20 protein-coding genes are annotated in these 20341 nt (G+C 68.4%); 12 read left to right on the top strand and 8 right to left on the bottom strand.

Annotation, left to right across the window (positions count from 1 at the left end):
* Positions 1 to 272: 272 nt before the first annotated feature.
* Entirely contained in the window at positions 273 to 734 is a 462-nt protein-coding gene (locus H305_RS0115260) for a universal stress protein (RefSeq protein WP_028801145.1), read from the bottom strand.
* A 204-nt stretch (positions 735 to 938) separates the two neighbouring features.
* Here H305_RS0115260 and H305_RS0115255 point away from each other — a divergent pair, with 204 nt between their 5' ends.
* From H305_RS0115255 to H305_RS0115245, 3 genes are all read left to right on the top strand, one after another.
* Complete coding sequence (locus tag H305_RS0115255; protein WP_324608100.1) at positions 939 to 2051, top strand: NAD(P)-dependent alcohol dehydrogenase; 1113 nt, start codon at positions 939 to 941, stop codon at positions 2049 to 2051.
* Between the two features lie 69 nt (positions 2052 to 2120).
* Entirely contained in the window at positions 2121 to 3950 is a 1830-nt protein-coding gene (locus H305_RS0115250; RefSeq protein WP_028801143.1) for a glycoside hydrolase family 15 protein, read from the top strand.
* Positions 3947 to 5380, top strand: coding sequence for a glucose-6-phosphate dehydrogenase (locus tag H305_RS0115245; protein WP_028801142.1), 1434 nt, complete (start codon positions 3947 to 3949; stop codon positions 5378 to 5380). Before H305_RS0115250 ends, H305_RS0115245 begins: the two co-directional genes overlap by 4 nt.
* Positions 5381 to 6009: 629 nt before the next feature.
* On the opposite strand, the gene H305_RS0115240 is transcribed toward H305_RS0115245, so the two are convergent.
* Positions 6010 to 6738: a type 1 glutamine amidotransferase gene (locus H305_RS0115240; protein ID WP_028801141.1), complete on the bottom strand. Its 729-nt coding sequence runs from the start codon at positions 6736 to 6738 to the stop codon at positions 6010 to 6012.
* A gap of 362 nt (positions 6739 to 7100) precedes the next feature.
* On the opposite strand from H305_RS0115240, the gene H305_RS0115235 reads away from it, so the two are divergent.
* From H305_RS0115235 to H305_RS0115225, 3 genes are all read left to right on the top strand, one after another.
* Positions 7101 to 7571, top strand: coding sequence for a GNAT family N-acetyltransferase (locus H305_RS0115235; protein WP_234020823.1), 471 nt, complete (start codon positions 7101 to 7103; stop codon positions 7569 to 7571).
* A gap of 88 nt (positions 7572 to 7659) precedes the next feature.
* The gene (locus H305_RS0115230) at positions 7660 to 8157 is read left to right on the top strand and encodes a hypothetical protein (RefSeq protein ID WP_028801139.1); all 498 of its coding nucleotides are present in this window, start codon (positions 7660 to 7662) and stop codon (positions 8155 to 8157) included.
* A gap of 433 nt (positions 8158 to 8590) precedes the next feature.
* On the top strand, positions 8591 to 9292 hold the full coding sequence (locus H305_RS0115225) for a 2-phosphosulfolactate phosphatase (protein WP_028801138.1): 702 nt from the start codon (positions 8591 to 8593) through the stop codon (positions 9290 to 9292).
* Between the two features lie 429 nt (positions 9293 to 9721).
* Here H305_RS0115225 and H305_RS0115220 read toward each other — a convergent pair whose 3' ends face one another.
* Together H305_RS0115220 and H305_RS0115215 are read right to left on the bottom strand one after the other, a co-directional pair.
* Positions 9722 to 10147 carry an SRPBCC family protein gene (locus tag H305_RS0115220; protein ID WP_028801137.1) on the bottom strand — a complete coding sequence of 142 codons (426 nt, stop codon included), beginning with the start codon at positions 10145 to 10147 and terminating at the stop codon, positions 9722 to 9724.
* A 298-nt stretch (positions 10148 to 10445) separates the two neighbouring features.
* Complete coding sequence (locus tag H305_RS0115215; RefSeq protein ID WP_037763970.1) at positions 10446 to 10805, bottom strand: STAS domain-containing protein; 360 nt, start codon at positions 10803 to 10805, stop codon at positions 10446 to 10448.
* 527 nt (positions 10806 to 11332) lie between these two features.
* On the opposite strand from H305_RS0115215, the gene H305_RS0115210 reads away from it, so the two are divergent.
* The gene (locus H305_RS0115210; RefSeq protein ID WP_028801135.1) at positions 11333 to 12682 is read left to right on the top strand and encodes a PP2C family protein-serine/threonine phosphatase; all 1350 of its coding nucleotides are present in this window, start codon (positions 11333 to 11335) and stop codon (positions 12680 to 12682) included.
* A gap of 381 nt (positions 12683 to 13063) precedes the next feature.
* Positions 13064 to 14191 (top strand): MerR family transcriptional regulator, encoded by a 1128-nt coding sequence (locus H305_RS0115205; RefSeq protein WP_199791405.1) that lies wholly within the window; start codon positions 13064 to 13066, stop codon positions 14189 to 14191.
* Between the two features lie 434 nt (positions 14192 to 14625).
* On the opposite strand, the gene H305_RS0115200 is transcribed toward H305_RS0115205, so the two are convergent.
* Positions 14626 to 14829: a cold-shock protein gene (locus tag H305_RS0115200; protein WP_028801133.1), complete on the bottom strand. Its 204-nt coding sequence runs from the start codon at positions 14827 to 14829 to the stop codon at positions 14626 to 14628.
* Positions 14830 to 15305: 476 nt separating this feature from the next.
* Here H305_RS0115200 and H305_RS0115195 point away from each other — a divergent pair, with 476 nt between their 5' ends.
* A complete protein-coding gene (locus H305_RS0115195) occupies positions 15306 to 15680 on the top strand; it encodes a hypothetical protein (RefSeq protein ID WP_028801132.1) in 375 nt (124 codons plus the stop codon).
* Between the two features lie 185 nt (positions 15681 to 15865).
* Positions 15866 to 16225, top strand: a complete 360-nt coding sequence (locus tag H305_RS0115190) for an ArsR/SmtB family transcription factor (RefSeq protein WP_028801131.1) — start codon at positions 15866 to 15868, stop codon at positions 16223 to 16225.
* 234 nt (positions 16226 to 16459) lie between these two features.
* Here H305_RS0115190 and H305_RS45985 read toward each other — a convergent pair whose 3' ends face one another.
* Positions 16460 to 16885: a MerR family transcriptional regulator gene (locus tag H305_RS45985; protein WP_078629056.1), complete on the bottom strand. Its 426-nt coding sequence runs from the start codon at positions 16883 to 16885 to the stop codon at positions 16460 to 16462.
* A 91-nt stretch (positions 16886 to 16976) separates the two neighbouring features.
* Here H305_RS45985 and H305_RS45980 point away from each other — a divergent pair, with 91 nt between their 5' ends.
* A complete protein-coding gene (locus tag H305_RS45980) occupies positions 16977 to 17456 on the top strand; it encodes a hypothetical protein (RefSeq protein WP_051370601.1) in 480 nt (159 codons plus the stop codon).
* 59 nt (positions 17457 to 17515) lie between these two features.
* Here H305_RS45980 and H305_RS0115175 read toward each other — a convergent pair whose 3' ends face one another.
* The gene (locus tag H305_RS0115175) at positions 17516 to 18754 is read right to left on the bottom strand and encodes a PP2C family protein-serine/threonine phosphatase (RefSeq protein WP_028801130.1); all 1239 of its coding nucleotides are present in this window, start codon (positions 18752 to 18754) and stop codon (positions 17516 to 17518) included.
* A 400-nt stretch (positions 18755 to 19154) separates the two neighbouring features.
* On the opposite strand from H305_RS0115175, the gene H305_RS0115170 reads away from it, so the two are divergent.
* Entirely contained in the window at positions 19155 to 19556 is a 402-nt protein-coding gene (locus tag H305_RS0115170; protein WP_028801129.1) for a hypothetical protein, read from the top strand.
* Here the strand turns inward: H305_RS0115170 and H305_RS0115165 are convergent.
* On the bottom strand, positions 19553 to 20041 hold the full coding sequence (locus H305_RS0115165) for a cupin domain-containing protein (RefSeq protein WP_028801128.1): 489 nt from the start codon (positions 20039 to 20041) through the stop codon (positions 19553 to 19555). The genes H305_RS0115170 and H305_RS0115165 overlap by 4 nt on opposite strands.
* Positions 20042 to 20341 lie beyond the last annotated feature (300 nt).

Raw genomic sequence — 20341 nt, 5'->3', positions numbered from 1 at the left:
CGGCCTGCCGCTGTCCGGCTTCTTTTGGTGCGGTGGCCCCTGCGAACGTTCGGGGGATGTCACATGGTTCGACATCGAGAGCGGGGCGGGCATCCCGCGGCGCGCGGGCTCACTGTCGGTCCCGGCGGCGTCCGACATCATCTTTGTCCGATGACGTCAGACCCGGGTGCGGTCGACGAACCGCCCATCGGGTTGCGCCTCGGTACAGCGGCTCACCGTGCTCCGGCACACGAACCACGAAAGCGTCCCGGCGGCCCGTGGAGGTCTTCCCGCTATTCGCCGCCGTCGCCCCGGATCACGACGACCGGACAAGCAGCGTGCTGCGTGCAGTGCTGAGCAACGGACCCCAACAGCAGTCCTGAGAATCCCCCAAGGCCTCGGCTGCCGACGACGAGCAACTCCGCTTCCCGAGCGGCACTGAGCAGCACACTGGCGGGGGTGCCGTAGCGGATGTCGCTTCGTACCTCCACTGATGGCTGCGCTCCCACGGTTTCCTCAACGGCTTCTCTGAGTTCCTTCCGTGCCCGGCCTTCCAGGGCCGCTTCATCACTGCTCGAAGGGGGCAGCCACCCGAGCGCGCCGTGGAATTGCGGAAAGTCCCACGCGGTGACCGCCTCCACCACGCAGCCGGTGAGCTCCGCCTGACGCACCGCCCAGCGAAGCGCCCGCTTCGACGAGTCCGAGCCGTCCACCCCGACCACGATGCGGCGCGCTGCCTCAGGCTGGTCAGCCATGGTCTCTCCTCGACGTGATGATGGGGACAACCGCGCCGGAACGCGGGCCGCATCCACTTGGGCTTGGCCTCCAGCCTCGCGCCGATCACCCCGAATGCCCACTCCGAGAGGTCCGGATGGGGGCTGCGCCGGGCGGCTCCCTGTTTTCACCGAAAAGCATCACCGCCGGAGTGGCTGGATCGTCATACGTCACGATCCGCGGAAATGTGGCGGCAAGAGCGGCACGTCATTTCGGGCGGCGGCGCGTCGACCGGAGGGGCGAAGCAGGTGAAAGCCTTCGTGATGAAAGAAATCGGGCGGGTGGATTTCATGGAGAAGCCCGTTCCGCAGTTGGGTCCAAGTGACGCCCTCGTGCGGACGAGCCGAGCCCTCATCTGCACCTCCGACTCCCATACCGTCCAAGGTGGCATCGGACCTCGGGAGGACCTGACACTGGGCCATGAAGCGGTGGGAGTCGTTGACTCCGTGGGCAGCGAGGTGAAGGACTTCCAGCCCGGCGACCGTGTGCTGGTCGGTGCCATCACTCCCGACTGGGGCGACCTGGCTTCCCAGAACGGCTACCCCTCACAGTCCGGCGGGCCACTCGGCGGCTTCAAATTCGCCAACTCCAAGGACGGGGTCTTCGCCGAGTACTTTCATGTGAACGACGCCGATGCCAACCTTGCCAAAATCCCCGACTCCATCTCTGACGCAGCGGCTGTCTACTGCGCCGACATGATCTCCACCGGATTCATGGGCGCCGAGAACGGAAACATTCCGATGGGCGGGACCGTCGCCGTTCTGGCGCAGGGTCCGGTGGGCCTGATGGCGACCGCAGGGGCCAGGCTGCGAGGCGCCGGTCTCGTCATCGGGGTCGAATCGGTCCCCAGCCGGAAAAAGCTCGCACGGACCTATGGCGCGGACGAGATCATCGACTTCACCGACGAGGATGTCGTCGAGCGGATCCTCGAACTGACCCAAGGGCGGGGAGTCGACACCGCCATCGAGGCACTCGGCGCGGACGTGACCTTCCAGAGCGCAGTCAAGATCACCAAGCCTGGAGGAACCATCTCCAACACCGGCTACTTCGGCGAAGGGGAATTCGTCCGCATTCCCCGCGTCGAATGGGGCGTCGGCATGGCCGACAAGACGATCGCAACGGGTCTCTGCCCGGGCGGGAGACTGCGCATGGAACGGCTTTTGCAGGTACTGCAGAAACAGCGTATCGATCCGACCCATCTGACGACACACGAGTTCCACTTCGATGACATCGAACGCGCCTTCGAGGTCGCGGACAAGAAACTCGAAGACGTCGTGAAAGTAATGATCAGCTTCTAGACCACCCTCCTTCCCCGTGCGCGCCTCCAGGTCGCACGGATGTTCTCAGCGTTGCAGAGGCGAGGCGGCATGCACGATCCTGACCCTCCGTTCCGGCCGGTCCGCAGACGGAAGGGCTACCTGCCGCTGGAGGACCTCGGCCTCATCGGGGACGGCACGACCACCGCGCTGGTCGGCCTCGACGGCTCCATCTCCTGGATGTGCCTGCCCCGGTTCGATTCCGAGCCCCTGTTCTGCGGCTTGCTGGATCACGCACGCGGCGGGAGTTTCAGCCTGGCTCCGGAGGACCTGCTCGAGGCGCGGCAGCGCTATGAACCGGACACCGGCGTCCTGACGACCGAGTTGCGCAGCCCCACCGGCCTGGTGCGCGTCACCGATGCGCTGGCCCTGCGCCACGGCGCCGACCTCACCGATGACGCACCGGCCGACCGGTGCGAACTCGTACGCTCGGCGGTCGTGCTGGACGGGAACGTCCGCCTGCGAGTCGGCCTGGAGCCCCGCGGCGGCGCGCAGGCACGGGAATTGTTCAGCGGACTCGAAGTGCGCCCCTCCCGGCGACCGGACCTGCGACTCCATCTCCGGTCCAACCGTCCCTTGTCCGGCCTGCACAGCACACACGACCTGCAGCAGGGCGACCGTCTCGATCTCGTGCTGTCCTGGGGCCGCTTCCATCGTCACCACCGGCTCGACACCGACGCCATGCTGCAGGGCACCGTCGACGCATGGCGCCGCTGGATGCACCACTTCACCTACGGGGGCCCCGAGGAACTACTGGTCAGACGCTCCGCCCTGACATTGAAGCTCTGTGACGACTGGGCCAACGGCTCGCTGGTGGCGGCACCCACCTCCTCGCTGCCCGCACCGATCGGCGGCATCCGCAACTGGGACTACCGCTATACCTGGATCCGCGACGCGTCCTTCGCCGTGTTCGCCCTGCGCCGCATCGGCTTCCACGGCGAGGCGGACGCCTTCCTCGGCTGGGTTCTCGACGCCTTCGAATACAGCGGCCAACCCCGGATCATGTACGACCTCCACGGCGATCCGGTGCCGGACGAGGTCGAGGACAGCGAGTTGGAGGGCTACCAGCGCTCTGCCCCGGTGCGCTGGGGCAATGGCGCGGCCGACCAGCGCCAGCACGACGTCTACGGCGAGATTCTGGACTGCGCCCACCAGTGGCTGCGCTCCGACAAAGCGATCCAGCCCGCGCTGTGGGCCCGCCTGGCCACTCTGGCCGACGCCGCGGAGCAGGCCTGGCGCCAGCCCGACCAAGGCATCTGGGAAGTACGCAGCGAGGGGCGCGTGTTCACGTATTCGGCCGGACTGTGCCAGGTGGCCCTGGACCGGGCCGCGCAGATGGGACAGCGGCTCGGCCTGCCCGGTCGGATCGCCCACTGGCAGGCCTCGGCCGACGAGCTGCGCCGAAAGATCCTGGAGCAGTCCTGGGACGAGAGTGCGCAGACCCTCAGCGCGCACCTGGACGGCGGCGGCATCCTGGACGCCAGCCTGCTCGCGCTCCCGCTGCGCCAGGTGGTGCCGGCTGATCACCCGCGGATGGTGGCGACCACCGCGGCCATCGCGAAGCGCCTGTCAGCAGGTGACGGGCTGCTCTACCGCTACCTGCACGAGGAGTCGCCCGACGGCCTGTCCGGTGACGAGGGTGCGTTCGTGCTCTGCAGTTTCTGGCTGGTCGACAATCTGATCGGCCAGGGCCGCATCGAAGAGGCCGAGGAGCTGTACGCCTCGCTGTGTGCCCGAGCCAGCCCGCTGGGGCTCCTGTCGGAGCAGATCAACCCTTCCACAGGAGAGTTCATGGGCAACTTCCCTCAGGCGTTCAGCCACATCGGCATCATCGCCAGCGGCGTCAACCTGGCCCGGGCGAGGGAAGGTACGCAGGCGTGATCAACCGTCTCGCCGTCTTCGGCGCCACAGGCGACCTCGCCGCACGCTATCTGCTGCCGGCACTCGTTGCTCTGCGGGCAGCAGGACACCTCGGCGACGAACTGCAGTTGACCGGCGCAAGCAGGGAGGACTGGAGCAGTGAGCAGTACCGGGAGTGGGTCAACGCCCAGCTCGAACGTCATGGCGGCCCCGGTCCCGTCGACGCCGGAGAGGCGATCGCCGCATCGGCCCGCTACCTGAGGGCCGATGTCACCGATCCCGCCGAAGTCGCCGCCGTCATCGCCGGCGACGGACCCATCGCCGTCTATCTGGCCCTCCCGCCGACACTGTTTCCCCGCGCGGTCACCGCACTGCACGCCGCAGGTCTGCCGGCACGCAGCCGGATCGTGCTGGAGAAGCCGTTCGGCGAAGACCTGGCCAGTGCACAGGAGTTGAACCGGCTCCTCGCCGATCTCGTTCCGGAGCAGGCGGTGTTCCGGGTCGACCACTTCCTGGCCATGACCACCGTCCAGAACGTGCTCGGCAGCCGCCTGGCCAACCGTGTACTCGAGCCCATCTGGAACAGCACGCACATCGCCGAAGTGGAGATCGTCTGGGACGAGACGCTGGCGTTGGAAGGCAGAGCCGGCTACTACGACCACGTCGGAGCTCTCAAGGACATGATCCAGAACCACCTCCTGCAATTGCTCTGCCTGGTCGCCATGGAACCGCCGATCACCCTCGGCGAGCGAGACCTGCGCGACCGCAAGGTCGACGTGCTGCGGTCAGTGCGGCCCCTGACCGAGTACGACGTCGTGCACCGCACCCGCCGCGCGCGCTATCTGCCCGGAACGGTCGCCGGCCACAACATTCCCGCATACGCCGACGAGGACGGCGTGAGCCCACAGCGCCGGACCGAGACCTACGCAGAGGTGGAGCTGGAACTGGACAGCTGGCGTTGGGCCGGAACAATCTTCCGGCTCCGCAGTGGCAAGGCACTGGAGGCGGACCGCAAGCAGGTGGCAGTGCGTTTCCGCGCCGTGCCTCATCTTCCTTTCGGGCACAGCGGAGAAGCCCTGCCCAACGTGCTCCGCTTCAACCTTGAGCCCGAAGGACTGGCCCTGGATCTGACGGGCATCGGCGCACACGCCCACGAACTCACCCCCCTCTCGCTGACCGCGGAGATGGAACCACCGGGCCTGCCCGCCTACGGCCGGCTCCTGCTGGACGTCCTCAGAGGGGATCCGGCCCTGTCCATCCGTGGCGACGAAGCCGAGGAGGCGTGGCGGGTGCTCGAACCCGTACTGTCCGCGTGGGAGAAGGAACTTGTTCCGCTGGAGGAGTACCCGGCCGGCTCCCAGGGTCCGCCCCCACGTCAGCAGTACGCAGACGGCCGACGGCGACGAGAAGACCTGCCCCACGATACGGCCCTCCTCCCGGAGGACATCTGACACCCGCCCGGACCCCCGGTCCGGCAAGACGGGCAGCGGCCTGACAACGCTCGGTCGAGCCCTCCTCCACGCATCGGCTGGCGCCCACCGGCCGCGTCGACCGCAGGGGCGCTGTGCGGGACTCGCAATCGCGCCGCCGCGGCGGCCGGTCGACATCTCGACATGGGGCGGACCACGCCGCCTCGCCTTCGACCGACACCTCTTTCACATCCGGCCGCCGGGCGACGACCACCACGGATGTCAGGTACCAGGCGACGGGGCGGGGGCCGTGGTGGGCGGAATGGTTGAGGAGGGCGAGGAGATTGGTCCGTTCTGCATCCAGCCACTGTCCGGGTGCGATGGCTGACGGCATGTCCGGGTGTCTGCCTGCGCAGCGGCAGTTCACGGGCCTCGCCGGTTCGACGGGCTGCCGGTCGTGGTCGAAGCCGTGCAGGTTGACGTGGAGCTGGCCGTCCGGGAAGGGCTCGCGGACCCGGTGTGCCCAGTGCACGGCCGGCGCGGTCTTGCCGGTGCCCGCGGTGCCGCCGGCCGTCAGCGACTCGTCGTAGCGGTCGGACGCGCACGACAGCCCGCCGTGCGGCCATCGCGTGGGCCAGACCGTGGCGCCGGGCCGGTCTCTCTGCGGCCGGTCACGGCAGTCTCGCGCACACCTGAGCGAATCTCCGCGTGAACACCGACCACGCCGAGACCGCCGCCCCCTCGTCGGCCACGGCCTCGGCGTGCAGCCGGTCTCTGTCGAAGCCCTGGCGGGCCAGCTGCTCCCGGTCCCAGCCAGCGATCCGCTCGGCCTCCGCCTCCGGGTGGAACTGCACGCCCCATGCCCGCGCCCCGACCCGGAACGCCTGGTGGGGGCAGGCCGCGCTGGACGCCAACCAGGCGGCGCCCGGAGGGAGTTCGGTAATCGCGTCCACGTGCCGCTCGATCGCGGGAACCGTCGCGCCGAGCCCGTACAGCAGCGGATCATCGGCGGCTTCGGGGCGCAGCCGGATCTGTGTGCTCCCGAACTCGGGCTGCCCGTGACGCGCCCGTACGCTGCCGCCCGCGACCTGTGCGAGCAACTGGCCACCGAGGCAGATGCCGAGGACGGGCGTGCCGTCGCCCAAGGCCTGCGCAACGAGGCGGCGGGTGGCCGGGAGCCACGGCGCACGCTCGTCGTCGTCCGGCAGGAAGCCGCCGCCGAGCACGAGAAGCGGCCTGCCGTCGAGCGCCTGGGGCAGGGAATCACCCTCGTAGGGACGCAGCACTTCGAGGCCGATTCCCGCCTCGTCCAGCCAGGCCCCGACCCGGCCGGGACCGCCGCTCCTGGTGTTCTGCACGACCACGGCGGTCGGCGGGCCCGCTGCATGCGAGGGCGTCATGGCCTCAGCTCCCCTGCTCGGCATCTGCGTTCGCTGCGTCGATCTCCAGGTTGATCAAGGCAGCAGATCAGGGTGCGACGCGCGACGTCAACGGTCCATCGGCCGCCTTGTTCCGCGCCCCGGCGGATACCTCCGCTTCGCCCCTGAGTGCCTGACCGCGTACCTCGACCAGGATCTGCTCCTGCGGATGTGGCCCGTCCTGCGCACACCCGGCGTGCCAGTCCCACTCCGGATCCGCTGCGTCCCATACGCTGCGAAGACGTCCAACCTGATGTCCCTGGTATTGCGTGCATTGCCGCACGGCGGCGGCTCTTCACGCCGGGCCGGATGGCGCAGCCGCCGGATACGGGAAGGGGTGTGACATGAAGTCCCCGGGCGTGCACCTGCGGGAGATCACCGACGACAACCGGGACGCCGTTCGCGCCCTCCGCGTCCGACGACGCCAGAAGCAGTTCGTCGCCTCCGTGTCCAAGTCACTCAAGGAAGCGGCAAAGAAACCGGAGACCAATCCCTGGTACCGCGCCATGTACGTCGGCGACGAGCCGGTCGGCTTCGTGATGCTGTCGTGGAAGCCCCCGGCTGGTCCTTACAAAGGGCGGCACTTCATCTGGCGCCTCCTCGTCGACAAGCGGCACCAGCGGCGAGGGATCGGCCGGGAGACGCTCACCCAGATCGCCGCCCTGGTGCGCGCCGACGGCGCCACCGAGTTGCTGACCAGCTACGATCCCGGCGACGGCGAACCGTGGCCCTTCTACCGGAAGTTCGGCTTCGAGCCCACCGGGGAGGTCGACGACGGCGAGATCGTCCTGCGGCTCGTCCTTCCCACCCAGTGAGCCCATCCGGCAGGCAGTCTCCCGGCAGTCGCACGACCAAGGCTCGCCCCGCACCGGTGCAGTCCGTCCCTGCTGACACACTGCTCCCATGGACACCACGCCCGAGCAAATCAGCTCCCGGACCGCCGCCGCATGGACGGTCGCGCTCGCGGTCCTCGGAGGATTCACCGGCCTCGCCTGGGGCGGCCCGTTCCTCGCCGTCACCTGCTGCCTTTCTCTGGGCGGCGGCGCCGCCGTGGGCACGGCCCTGTCCCGCCGTCGCATCGTCGCGACCATGCGCGAAGGCCAGGGGAAGGCTGCCGCCCTCGGGTACGCCGACGGCATCGCCGACATGATGGTGCTGGGGATCTCCGCATACAGGGCTTCCGTCTTTCCGCTGTCCGGACCCGACGCGGTGGACGCCGCCGAGCGCAGGGCGCGCCGCAAGGCCGCCTACCAACTCACGGCCGCCGACGGGCTTCCCCATCACATTCGTGAGGCTGCGGCCGCCGCTCTCAAGGCGATCGACGAGGGTCATGATCGCGAAACCCAGTCCGCCGTGGAAGACCTCATGAAGGCCGTCCAGGAGCAGCGCCGCGCCACTTGACGGTACGAGCGGGACGGTGCCCCCTTCTACGCCTCATGCAGGATGACCGGCCGTACGCCATCAGCGTGGCGGCCCGGGCACAAAAGCTCCCACGACGACGGGCACGAGCCGGCACCGCGCAGCGGGCCGGTCTGCGCGCTCCTGCGCCGACCGCGGAACGCGGCGCTGCCGTAGCCGTGCGGCGTGGTACCAGTCATGGCCGGCAGCGGCTCGTCTGACCATCACCCCGCAGGCACGGACGACTTCGGCGCTCCGCACCTCCGGGCCAGGAATGCGTTGCCTCCGGGCCAGGGGTGCGTTTCCCTGGCCCGGAACGCGGCTGTCGACCGCCCCGGTCGTCGATTTCAGTAGGAGGTGTGACATTGCGAGACCGTCGACGTGATGCGCATCACCGCATGGGTGCTTCGGGTCGGGCATGCGCGATCATGTCCGGATGGACGCTCGTTTCCTTGGCATCGCTCAGTTGGCCGAAACCCCGTCCGTGGCGGTCGTGGTCGACGTCATGCGCGCTTTCACCGTGGCCGCCTGGGCCTTTGCCCAAGGAGCGGAAGAAATCGTTCTTGCCGAGTCGCTGGACGAAGCCCTCGCGCTCAGGGCTCGCCACCCGGATTGGGTGGCGCTCAAGGACGGTCCGCCCGCGCCCGGGTTCGACGCCGTCAACTCGCCGGGCCTGCTTCGGTCCATCGACCTCGGCGGACGGACCGTTGTGCAGAAGACCACGGCAGGGACGGTCGGCGCCCTCGCGGTCAAGGAGGCGTCGCTGGTGCTGTGCGCCGGCTTCGTAGTGGCGGAGGCAACGGCTCGCGTCTTGCGGACACGCCGGAGTGGCAGTGTCACGTTCGTGGTCACCGGCGAAGACGGGCAGGCCGATGAAGATCTGGCGTGTGCTCAATACATCGCGCGGAGGGCCACGGAGGCGGGGACGCCTGCTGCTGAGTACCTTCGCCGAGCTGCCGAGTCGCGCGCCGCTGCCGAGCTGGCGGAGGGTGTGCGTCAGGGAGTCCATCCCGATGACGTCGCACTCTGTCTCGAGCTCGACCGGTTTCCCTTCGCCATGGTGGCAGCCTTGGAAGACTCCCTCATGGTTCTGCGTCCGTGCGCCGTACCTTCGCTGGTCGACGAGGCTTCGATCTGATCGTTGGTGAGGTCCGGCTCTCTCCATGCGAGAGTCAGCCGGTCGGGCGCCGTCACCGCGAGCAGACCGACGGCTTCCGTGATGTACCGGTACACCGTGCTCGCGCACCTCGAACCAGGCCGCGAGCTGCGCGTAGGTGTTGCCCCAGGCGCAGGTGTGGCAGCACCAGCAGCGTCCGGTAGCCGACGCCGCCGAGTCCCGCGCGCGGCCCGATGCGCGGCCGGCCGGTCGGTCAGGCTGGGCGTCCTGAACGTTCTGAGCCGCTGGTGCGCCTGGACCGACCTCCTCGATGGCCAGAGGATGCAGCTTCTGATACGCGCGCAGCCCGCAACAAGTGGGCCGGGGACGGCGTCGACCACCGTATCTCCCGGTCCCGCGCGAAGACTTGCTCCCACTCACCGCGGGCTACGGACCCGCATGAGTCAGACGTCAGGTGGAAGCCACAGATTCGGCGAGCTTCTGGAATTCACCGAGGTCGTAGTTGGCGAGGACCGAGTCCAGATTGGTGAGTGCTCCGAGGTGCTCGACGAATCCCTTGGGGTCGTACTCGACCTGCAGAGTCACGCGGCTCGAGGTGTCGCTCAGTCGATGAAACGTCACGACGCCCGCATGGTGGACGCCCTCGGTGGTGTGCCAGGCGATCCTCTCTCCGGGGATCACCTCGGTCAGTTCGGCGACGAAGTTCTTGTCCGCTCCCGGCAAGGACAGTTGCCAGGCGAAGCGGCGTTCGTCCAACGGGTCCACCAGGCGGACGTGACTCAGGAAGGAAGGCCACCTGGTCACATCGCTCCACAGATCCCACGTAACGGACACGGGGGCTTGGATGTCGACGGTCTCCACCAGGGAAGCGGACACGCTGTACCTCTCTCTCGTCCTGGGGTCGGCGCCGGGCAGCGACGATTCGGTGAGTCCCGGCTACCCGCGCACCTCGGCCCCACACAGCGCGTGGGCACCCGGCCTCGCTCCACAGCACTCTCGTGGCGTGAGGCCGGCCAGTGCGGTCGCTGGAGACGGCTGCGCACTCGCCGGCCTTGTCCCTGACTGCGACACGCACGGCGGCCGGTGTCGGAAGCCGAGTTGCACGGCAGGTCCGTCTCTCGACCCGGAGTCATGAGTTCAGCCTGCGCAGGTCTCATGCGCAGCACAGCCGTGGTCAGGCGTTGATGGCCTGATTCAGGGTGGGGTAGCAGGCGACGATGGTGTCCAGGCCGACGATCTGGATCACGCGTAGGACGGCGTTGTCGGGGGCGGCGATCCGGATCCATCCGTGGGCGCTCCGCGTACTGCGGTGGGTGGCGGCAAGGGCTTGGATGCCGGTGGAGTCCATGAAGGTGACGCCGCTGAGGTCCACCACGATCCGCGGGGGCGAGGCGGTGTGTCCGGTGTTGAGGGCTTGGTGGAACTGCCCGGCGGAATCGTGGTCGATCTCGCCTCGCACCGTCAGTACGGTGATCTGGCCGGTGGTGCGGCTGGTGATGGCCAGCCGTGCCGACTCTGGTTCGTTACGGGTCACGTTCCCCAGACAGTTTTGATCTCTTCGAGTAGGCCCCTTTATGAGGCCCCGGCACGTGGTCCGGTGCACCATATGGCACCGTTACGCCTACGGTACCGGGGCGGTGACACTCGTCCAGCAATCCCGGACGGATACGGGGATGCGGAGCGGGCGGCAGTTGGCCAGGGAAACCAACAGCAAGGGTGTCCGCACAAGCCATTCACCACATACCTCGCACGTTCCAGCCCCGGTGTGCTCAGCCTCTCACCCTGCCTCGCGGAAGTGAGAGGAGGCTTGCGGAAACGCCTGTGCTACAAAGGACGTCTCGGCTCTTGTGGCCGCACGGTCGGTTGTTGGGGAAACAGCAGCCTCACCAGGTACTTCCCCACGTCGTCAAACACCGACCGCAGCGCATCGCCCGGTACCAGCACCGCCGGGCGAACGCAGTCCCCCGCACAAGACCGTTCTCCGTTCACAGCCGGTGAGCGTGCCGCCGGGTCCGACCGCATCGTTCTGCACCGCGTTGCCTGGCTGGACAAGGAGCGGTCATGACCAGCACCACCGCACACCTCGGAGCAGAGTCCACCCCGCTGTCGACCACCTCCGCGCGTGCCCTGTCGGAGCTGGAGCGGCTGGCCCTGCTCGCCGACACCACAGCTCAGCTCATCTCCAACAACGACGTGGACGAGGCGCTGCGCCGGGTGGTCGGCCTCGTGCTGCCACGTCTCGCGGACTGGGCCGTCATCGACCTGATCACAGAAAACAATGATGTGTCACGTTATCTGGTGATACATGCTGACGTTTCGGGTCTCACGGTGCGTGAGGATCTGCAAGGACCCATGCCCCCGGTGTCCGACGAATCCCCGATGCCTTTGTCCAGAGCCCTGCGGGGAGTGGCTTCGACCCTCGCCGGCCCGCAGACCTACCAAGGATCACCGGACAGCGGAATCGCGGTGGAACAGCACAAGCTGTTCAGAGCGACGGGGATCAAGACCGCGGCCATCGCCCCGATCCGCGGGCCGCGGGAGGTGCTGGGCGCCGTCACACTCGGCCGCTCCGAGAAGACCGAGCCCTTCACCCTGGATGATCTGGCCCTGCTGGAGGACATCGCCCGTCGCATCGGCCTGGCGCTGGAGAATGCCCGCCACTACCAGCGCCAACGGCAGGTCGCGGAGACGATGCAGCGCTACCTGCTGCCGCACCTGCCGCGCCTGCCGGGTGTCGCGATGGCCGCCCGCTACCTGTCCGCACCGGATGCCTCCTACGTCGGCGGCGACTGGTACGACGCCTTCGCCCTCCCCGGCGGTGACACTGCGCTGGTCGTGGGCGACGTGGTCGGTCACGACCTCGATGCGGCGGCCGGCATGGCACAACTGCGCAACATGCTGCGCGCTTTCGCCTGGTCGCAGGATCAGCCCACACATCGCATCGTCCAGCATTTGGATGAAGCCATGACGCAGATCACCGACGTCCGTATGGCCACCGTGATCCTGGCTCGGCTGGCGGCCGACCCCACAGGCGGGTGGCAGCTGCGGTGGAGCAGCGCCGGCCACCCGCCGCCGCTGCTCGTCGGCCGCGACGGCCTGACCCGCTACCTCTTCGAGGGCAATGGCCTGCTCCTTGGCATAGCTTCACACCGGCCGCGTTCCGAGGCCTGCGTCAGCCTTCCCGCGGGTTCCACCCTCGTCTTCTACACGGACGGCCTGATCGAATCCCGCAGGCAGCCACTTGACGCAGGGATGGAGAACCTGCGCCGGCACGCCGCGTCCCTGGCCCACCGCGATCTGGACGCCTTCGCCGACCAACTACTGCAACGCGCCCGGCCTCGCGACAACGACGACGACGTCGCCCTCCTCGCCCTCCGCCTCCCAGCCGTCGACGAGAGTCAAGACGTCTGACCGCGCCTTACGGTCGCGGACGCCGTCAGGAGCTCTCCGGGCCTCCCAGCGCAGCGCGCACCGACGGAGGGCACACCTGCTGTCATTCTTGAGCGTGACGAGCCAGGGGCTGCAGAAGGCACGGAGGCCGCTTCGGGGCGTGACCGTGTGGGCGTCAGAGGTTCTCGGCAGCGGAGGCAGCCGGTCCCTGCGGGATGTCAAGGCGGTTCGGTCAACGACACCGTTCCTCTGCCGCGGCATCGGCTACCGCGGCATCGGCCTGGTCATCTCGCACCGCCGCGAATGACCGCTCGACAGCCTGGAGCCATGGGCCGACGCGATGGTGGAGCCACGCGCGGTACCAGTGGCTAAGCGCTTGACCCTCACGTGGCGTGATGCCGCATGGTCGGTGGCGTGGAAGAACATCTGACCGTGGGACGTGCGGCCGAGCTGGCCGGCGTGAGCGTCCGCACGCTGCATCACTACGACGAGATCGGCCTCGCGCGTCCGTCCGCGCGGACCGCGGCCGGATACCGGGCCTACTCGGCGGACGACTTGGAGCGACTGCGGGAGGTGCTCGCCTACCGGCGGCTGGGCTTCGGATTGCGGGAGATCGCGGATCTGGTTGACGACCCGGCCACCGACGCGGTCGCGCGCCTGCACCGGCTGCGCGGCCTGCTGCTGGAACAGCGCGACCGCGCTGCCGCCATGGTGAGGGCCATAGACAGAGAACTGGGGGCACGGGCAATGGGGATCAGGACGACGCCAGAGGAACAACTGAAGGTCTTCGGGGCGCAGTTGTACGAAGCCATCGGGTCCGCCTACCCAGCGACGCGACGCACCGAGCCGCGGATCGCTGCGAGGGTCTGGGACGCGCTCGGGGACGCGCGGACGGTGCTGAACGTGGGTGCCGGCACCGGCTCCTACGAACCCCCGGACCACGACGTGACCGCGGTGGAGCCGTCGGCGGTCATGCGGGCGCAGCGTCCCGCGGGGGCGGCGCCGTGCGTAGCCGCCGCCGCGGAGAGTCTCCCGTTCAAGGACCAGTCCTTCGACGCGGCGATGGCCTTCAGCACCGTTCACCACTGGCAGGACCCGATCGCCGGGCTCCGCGAGATGCGGCGCGTGGCCCGCCGCGTCGTGGTGTTCACGCACGACTCAAGTGACACCGGCTGGCGTCAGCGGTTCTGGCTCTCCCGCGACTACCTGCCCGAGGTCGCCGACCTCGTCGCCGGCCGACCCTCGGTGGACCAGCTGGCCCGCGCCATCGGGGCCCGCATCGAACCGGTGCTCATCCCGTGGGATTGCGCTGACGGCTTCTTCGAGGCGTACTGGCGCCGGCCCGAGGCCTACCTGGACGAACATGTGCGCCGCGCGGTTTCGGTATGGACCAGGGTCGGGCCACAGGCCGAGCAGCGGGCGGTGGACAGGCTCCGAGACGACCTTGCCTCAGGCCGGTGGGCCGAGCGCAACCGCGACCTCGTCGATCTCGACGCGGCGGAGCTCGGCCTCCGCCTGCTCGTAGCCTGACCCCTCGTGCGCGAGAACGCCTGGAGGGCAATCGATGTCGTCCCGCGGGATGCTGGTGGGTGACCCCTCCGGCGTACGTCAGCAGGTGGGGTGCTGCGCCGGCCCGGGCAGTGAGCTCGGCGGCGGCCCGAATTCGAGGCGTACCGAGTCGTTGCGGGGGATGACCGGTGCGACTCCATCGGCCCGTGTCCCCAAAGAGGAGCACGGCGCCGGGCTGTGGTGCGGCAGGCGGTCCGCCGATCCGGCCGGCCCCGATGACGCCTGGACATCAGCGGCCGTGCGGTTCGGGGACGTCAGCGGCCCTGGGGCGGGACCGGAAGCCGATCCGCGTTGTACATGGCAGCAAGGTGGCTCATCCCTTGCCCACTCACCCCGCAGCACAACGGGGCCCGGCGTTGCGCCGAGCCCCGTCCTCTGCCTTTGGCTAAGCCTTGTCAGCCGCGGACGATGTTCTCGGCCTGGGGGCCCTTCTGACCCTGGGCGACGTCGAACGTGACCTTCTCACCCTCGACGAGCTCGCGGAAACCGTTCCCGGCGATGTTGGAGTAGTGGGCGAAGACGTCCGGGCCGCCGCCGTCCTGCTCGATGAATCCGAAGCCCTTCTCGGCGTTGAACCACTTCACGGTACCGCTGGCCATGCTGCTGTCCTTCGATATAGCCGGGACGTCCCGGCTGGTCTATGAAAAGGGGCTGCCCGCGAGCGAGCAACACCCAGCGTCTGTTCTACACCACCGGCCGCTCGTCATAACAGCAGGTCCGTGCCTCATTTTGAAGCGATCGCTGGTGAGGGCCCGGAAGGAAAGTCTTCAGCGCCGCTCACGCAGTACCCCAGGACCGTCCACGCCGACGAGCCACGGACACCGCCTGACCGCTCGCTCCGGGTCCACGCGGCACGACATCGCGGGCGCGAGTCGTTGTAGGGATGGCCGTCGTCAGCAATGACGGGCCCGCCTCGCCCCCTGCCGAAGTGGTCGGAGAGGGAAGCGATTCAGCGGTCTTCCTGTCAGGTTCTGGCAACTAGTTGGCACTTGGGACGTGAGTAGGCAGCACGCTCCTACCGTGTCTGCCACGGCGGGCGAGCATCGCCCGGCCGAGCGATGGAGGGGAGCAGACCGTGGCCAGTGTGGAAGTTTCACTCAAGGAGCTGATGACGGCCGTCGAGGGATCGGTGGGGGCCGCCGTTGTCGATTACGGCAGCGGGATGGCGCTGGGAACCCTGGGCGGAGGAGCCGACCTCGACCTGATGGTGGCAGCAGCCGGAAACACTGACGTGATCCGCGCGGAGGTCCGGGCCATGGAGCAGGTAGGCCTCGGCGGGCAGATCGAGGACATCCTCATCACTCTTGGGCACCAGTACCACCTCATCCGGCTGGTGACCGGCCGGGACGGCAACGGCCTGTTCCTGTACTTGGTGCTGGACAGGGCCAGGTCCAATCTGGCCATGGCCAGGCATCAGCTCAAGAACGTGGAGCAGCAGCTCGCCGTGTGACGGAATTTTTCGCGTGCCTGCGATGTGAAGAGTTCTGCAACTCTCCATATCCGCATTCCGCCATTTCGCGGATCTGGGCGGTGTACAGGTGCACGATCGGTTGTGCGGGGCGGGACACGCGAGTCTCCCGCCCCTCCCCGGCAGCCCCTCTCGGGGTCCTCGCTGACGCGCAGGGAGCGTATGTCTTGCAAGTTCCCCTTTATCAGGCCAAGGCCGAGTTCTTCCGGATGCTGGGGCATCCGGTGCGCATCAGAGTGCTGGAGCTGCTGCAACACGGTCCCGTCTCCGTCAGAGACCTGCTCGCCGACATCGACATCGAGCCGTCCAGCCTCTCCCAGCAACTGGCGGTCCTGCGCAGGTCGGGCATCGTCGTTTCGATCCGTGACGGAAGCACGGTCAGCTACGCGCTCGCCGGCGGTGACGTCGCCGAGCTGCTGAGAGCCGCCCGGCGCATCCTGACGGAGCTGTTGGCGGGACAGAACGAGCTCCTCGCCGAGCTCCGTCAGGCCGAGCCGCCCACTGCCGTGCCGTCCAGCAGCGGCTGACAGGCAGCGGCCGCTCTCGTCCCTGCCGGACGGGTCCAGCCGATGCCCGGCTCATTGCTCTGCCGTCTGGTCGCGCACACGTTCTGTTCGTCTGTGATGCCGGTCTGCCTCGGCCCGATCTGGCATCCGCCGATCTCGGCGGGAGTATCCGGGTTCCCCGAGCCTGCGCCGGGCGGCTCGACACTGACCTTGCCGGTGCCGCACGAGCCCCGGCTCTCCGACCGCCCGTGCCCCCTACGGCTGTTCCGCCGGTTGCCGCATAGCGGCCGGAGCGGCCTCGCTTCTCTCTTCTGTTCTTGTGGGCCGGCCGGATGCCCGCAGTGGGCAGCCAGTGCCGACGCGCGTGGCCAGGTCGGCTCGCAGAGCGGCCAGTTCGGCGATACGGGCGTCGACGACCTGAATCTTCTCCTCGAAGAGCGCGGACAGCGCTACCGCGGTGTCCGGTGCCTCGCGCAGTCTCTCGCCGTTCCGCGCGATCTCCGACAGTGAGAATCCGAGCGCCTGCGCAGTGCGGATGTATCGCAGCCAGGCCAGCGTCTCGGGTGGAAAGTCGCGATACCCGTTGGGCAGACGCCGACCTGCGACAAGGCCGACCTTCTCGTAGAACCGGATGGTGTCTCTGGTCATGCCTGCCTGCGCGGCAAGCTCCCCGATGCGCATGCCCCTCCATCGGATGTCGGACTTGACCTTGGACCGTACTCCACTGTTTAGCGTGAGGCATCACTGCCGAGAGACCAGCAGGAGCCTCATCGTGAGTCGTCTTCGCACCCCCGTGCACCCCAACTATCCCCGCCTCGTGCGCGCAAGCGCCTGGTACGACCTGGCCGTCACAGCCGGATTCGCAACTCCGTGGACCTACGCCTTGGTTCACGACGCACTGTCGTCGTGCGGCAACGCGCTCGGACTCGGCGCTCTGCCCGAACTCGACCCGTGGCAGATTCTGTACGCCAATCTGATGGGCTCGGTGGTGGTCGTCTGGGCCGTTCTGCGGATCGTCAGGACGCTGCCGGAGCACGGCCTGTTCGACGGCTTCGCGCGTATCCTGTTCGCCGCATGGCAGGCGTACGCCCTGGCCCACGGTGTGTCGCGGCTCCTGTGGCTGTTCTTCGGCGTCGAAGTGGCGTTCGGCGTCCTCCAGCTCATGCCGTGGAGGTGGGTCCGAGAGGCAGACCTCGCACGCAAGGATGCAGGCGCGACCGACGGACGCCGACTCCGCACAGCGAGTCGGTGACGTAGGAGCACGCCCACCCGTGCCGCTCACCGGTGGGCGTGTACGCGCCGTACCACGCGTCATCGGATCTGCGGGCGCCATTCGAAGAGCAGGATGGTCAGGTCGTCCCGCAGCTGGTTGCGCTGGTAATCGAGGATGGCGTGGATGAGCAGCCGCAGCACCTCGGCCGGGCGCTCTCCGGCGGCGTGGGAGCGGATGATGAAGTCGGTGAACCGCTCAAGGCCGAACTCCGCACCGTCCGCGTCGCGAGCCTCCACGACACCGTCGGTGTAGAGCAGGACGCAATCACCCGGTTCCAGGGTCGTCTCGTGGACCTGCCGGCCTGCTGGGGCGAAGGGGCCGGCCAGGCCGATCGGCGGCTGTGGGGGGCTGTCCAGCGCCCCGGCGAGCACCCGCTCGCCACGGATCAGCAGTGGTGGCGGGTGACCGCAATTGACCCAGCGCAGCACTCCGGTCTCGGCATCGAGCCGACACAGCACGCCTGTGCAGAACTGGTCGGGCAGCCACTGGGCGAGCGCCTGGTCGACGGAGCCCACGACGTCGGCCAGGTGGCCACCGCCGCGACGGGCGTTGCGCGCCGCCGCCATGGCGACCGACGTGGTCAGTCCGGCGTTCAGATCGTGACCCATGGCGTCGAGGATCATGGTGTGCAGGATGTTCTTGACCACCGAGTGGTCGAAGGCGTCGCCGGCGACGTCGTACGCCGGTTCCATCGCCGCGGTCGAGACGCACCTGGTGCTGCCGATGGTGCAGGGCGGCAGGAAGGCCCGCAGCATCTCGGCGGGCAACTGCATGGTCGCGGTGCGGGTACGGGCGGCGAGCCAGTCGCTGCAGGCGCGCTTGGAGGTGATCAGCATGGCGAGGAGATGGGCCAGCATCCGGATGCGACGCATCCGTATCCCATCGAGCGAGGCGGTCCGCACCGCCAGCACGCCCAGCCGCTGCGCACCGTCGACCAGAGGCATCCAGAGGATCAAGCCGTCGTCGGCCTCGGCCACCCGCGGGGAGACGGTGCGGTACGCCCAGCCGGCCGACGATTGGTCCACCGGCAGCGGCTCCAGAGCCTCATCGAGTGGGATGAGCAGCCGTTGTTGCAGGTCGACGAGGTAGATCAGCGCGGTGTCAAGGCCGAGCAATGAGGCGCACCGGTTCGCCAGGGCGGGCAGTTCGACCGGCAGTGCCGTCTGCGCCTCGACGATCAGCTCTTCCAGCCGGCTCTCGTCGATGGTGGTGTCGGGACCGGAGGACGCGTGCGGCGGATCCGGCACGGGGATCACCCCTTCCGTGCCCAGTCTCACACCGACCCCGACCTTTCTCACGTCAGGCGAACCCGTGACGAGGACGAGAACGGTCGGCTCAGCTCGACCCAGGCCCACCTCATGCGCGCCCTGTGATCAGTCGGTCCGGTGTGCTCCCGCTGATCCCGCAGCACACGTGCATGTCCTCGTACCGTTGGTCTGCGTCTGGTCGGACCCCGCCCACCCGGGCCGGCCCAGCACCACCCTGCTGACGTCCGACTACGCCTGGTCACTCTCGCCTGCCTACGATTCCTGCTGCCCTGACGTTGGGGGCACGATCCCGGGCGCTCACCAGCACTCACTCGTCTGTGGCGTTCCTCGCCGACGGCCCAGGAGTCCGTCAACAGGGATTGATGACCCGGTCAAGCACCGGTCGCCGTCCCTTTCGATCCTGAAGTGGGTGCTTGTACTTTTGATCCTGCTCGGCGGGGAGATCAAGTTGCGGACAGGTTCCCGGTGTTGCCGCAAGACAAGGAGCTGGGATGCCACGAGTGCTGAGCTGCTCGATGACACGTCCGCCTCCGACGTTCCTGCCCGTAGGTTCCGCGGGAAGAACAAGGGCAAGCGGTGGACGCGTGGCAAGGACACCGAGCTCGCGGTCGTCCGGCTGTCGCTCGATGTGAGCCGCCGTGAGGCGCGGCATCGGGTCGAGCGGCTGTTTGCGGCGATGTGGTCGGTGAAGCGTGCACCGCAACGCGATGCCCGGGACGTCGTCGACGCGTACTGGGCCGGCGATGTCCGCCGTGCCGTGGACGCGAAGGCGTGGCGGGCCGGGCTCGGCCTCTCCCGTGACGACTCCTAGGGCGGATCGACGAAGAAGCTGTCGTGGCGGAGCAGGAACTCCCGCAGCTCGTCGCCGCCGCGCTGCGCCACCTCGCCAATCTTCTCGAAGTACTCCTCGCGGGGCGCGCCGGGCGTGAAGAGCAGAAGCATCGACGCCGGCTCGTCGGCCTCGTTGTGGAAGGCGTGCAGACCGCCGGGCGGCACGTAGAGGAAGTCGCCGGGACGGGCGGTGACCCATTGGTCGCCGTTGAAGAGGTTCACTGCCCCTGAGAGGATGAAGAACGACTCCGAGATCGACCGGTGGAAGTGGGTGCTGGGACCGGGGGACGCCGGGCCCAGATCGACCCGGTACAGGCCGAACTCGCCGCCCGTGGTTGTGTGGGTGGCGAGGTAGTGGGTGCGGTTGCCTGTAGGTGCGCTGATGTCGGGCGAGGTGTCGGCGGGGCGGAACAGCGCGGTGATCTCGCCCTGTTCCCCGAGGTAACGGGGCTCCGGGTAGGACATGATCGATCGACGCCTCCTTCGCTGTCGGTCGAAACACGACATGAATCCAGCCTGCCTCGCTGGGGCCCGTGTGGCCTCCTGGGGCCCGTGCCTCGTGACTGCCACCACGGGCTGCCGGCTCGGATGCCGAGGGGTGCGACGGCATCGGTGTCGACGATCGCGCGGGCCTGTTCGAGCGGGAGGCCGACGTGACCCACCGGTCGCGAATTCAGGGCCGCCTGGAGCCCACGCAACTGCGCCGACGCACCCTGCGCAGCCACCGAAGATCCCGGAGAGCCATGGACAAGCAGAATGTCAGTG

Origin of the sequence: Streptomyces sp. 142MFCol3.1 (assembly GCF_000424945.1) — a bacterium.
Lineage (GTDB): Bacteria > Actinomycetota > Actinomycetes > Streptomycetales > Streptomycetaceae > Streptomyces > Streptomyces siamensis.
The sequence above is the reverse complement of the archived record's forward strand: the minus strand, read 5'-3'. Positions and strand labels throughout refer to the sequence as shown.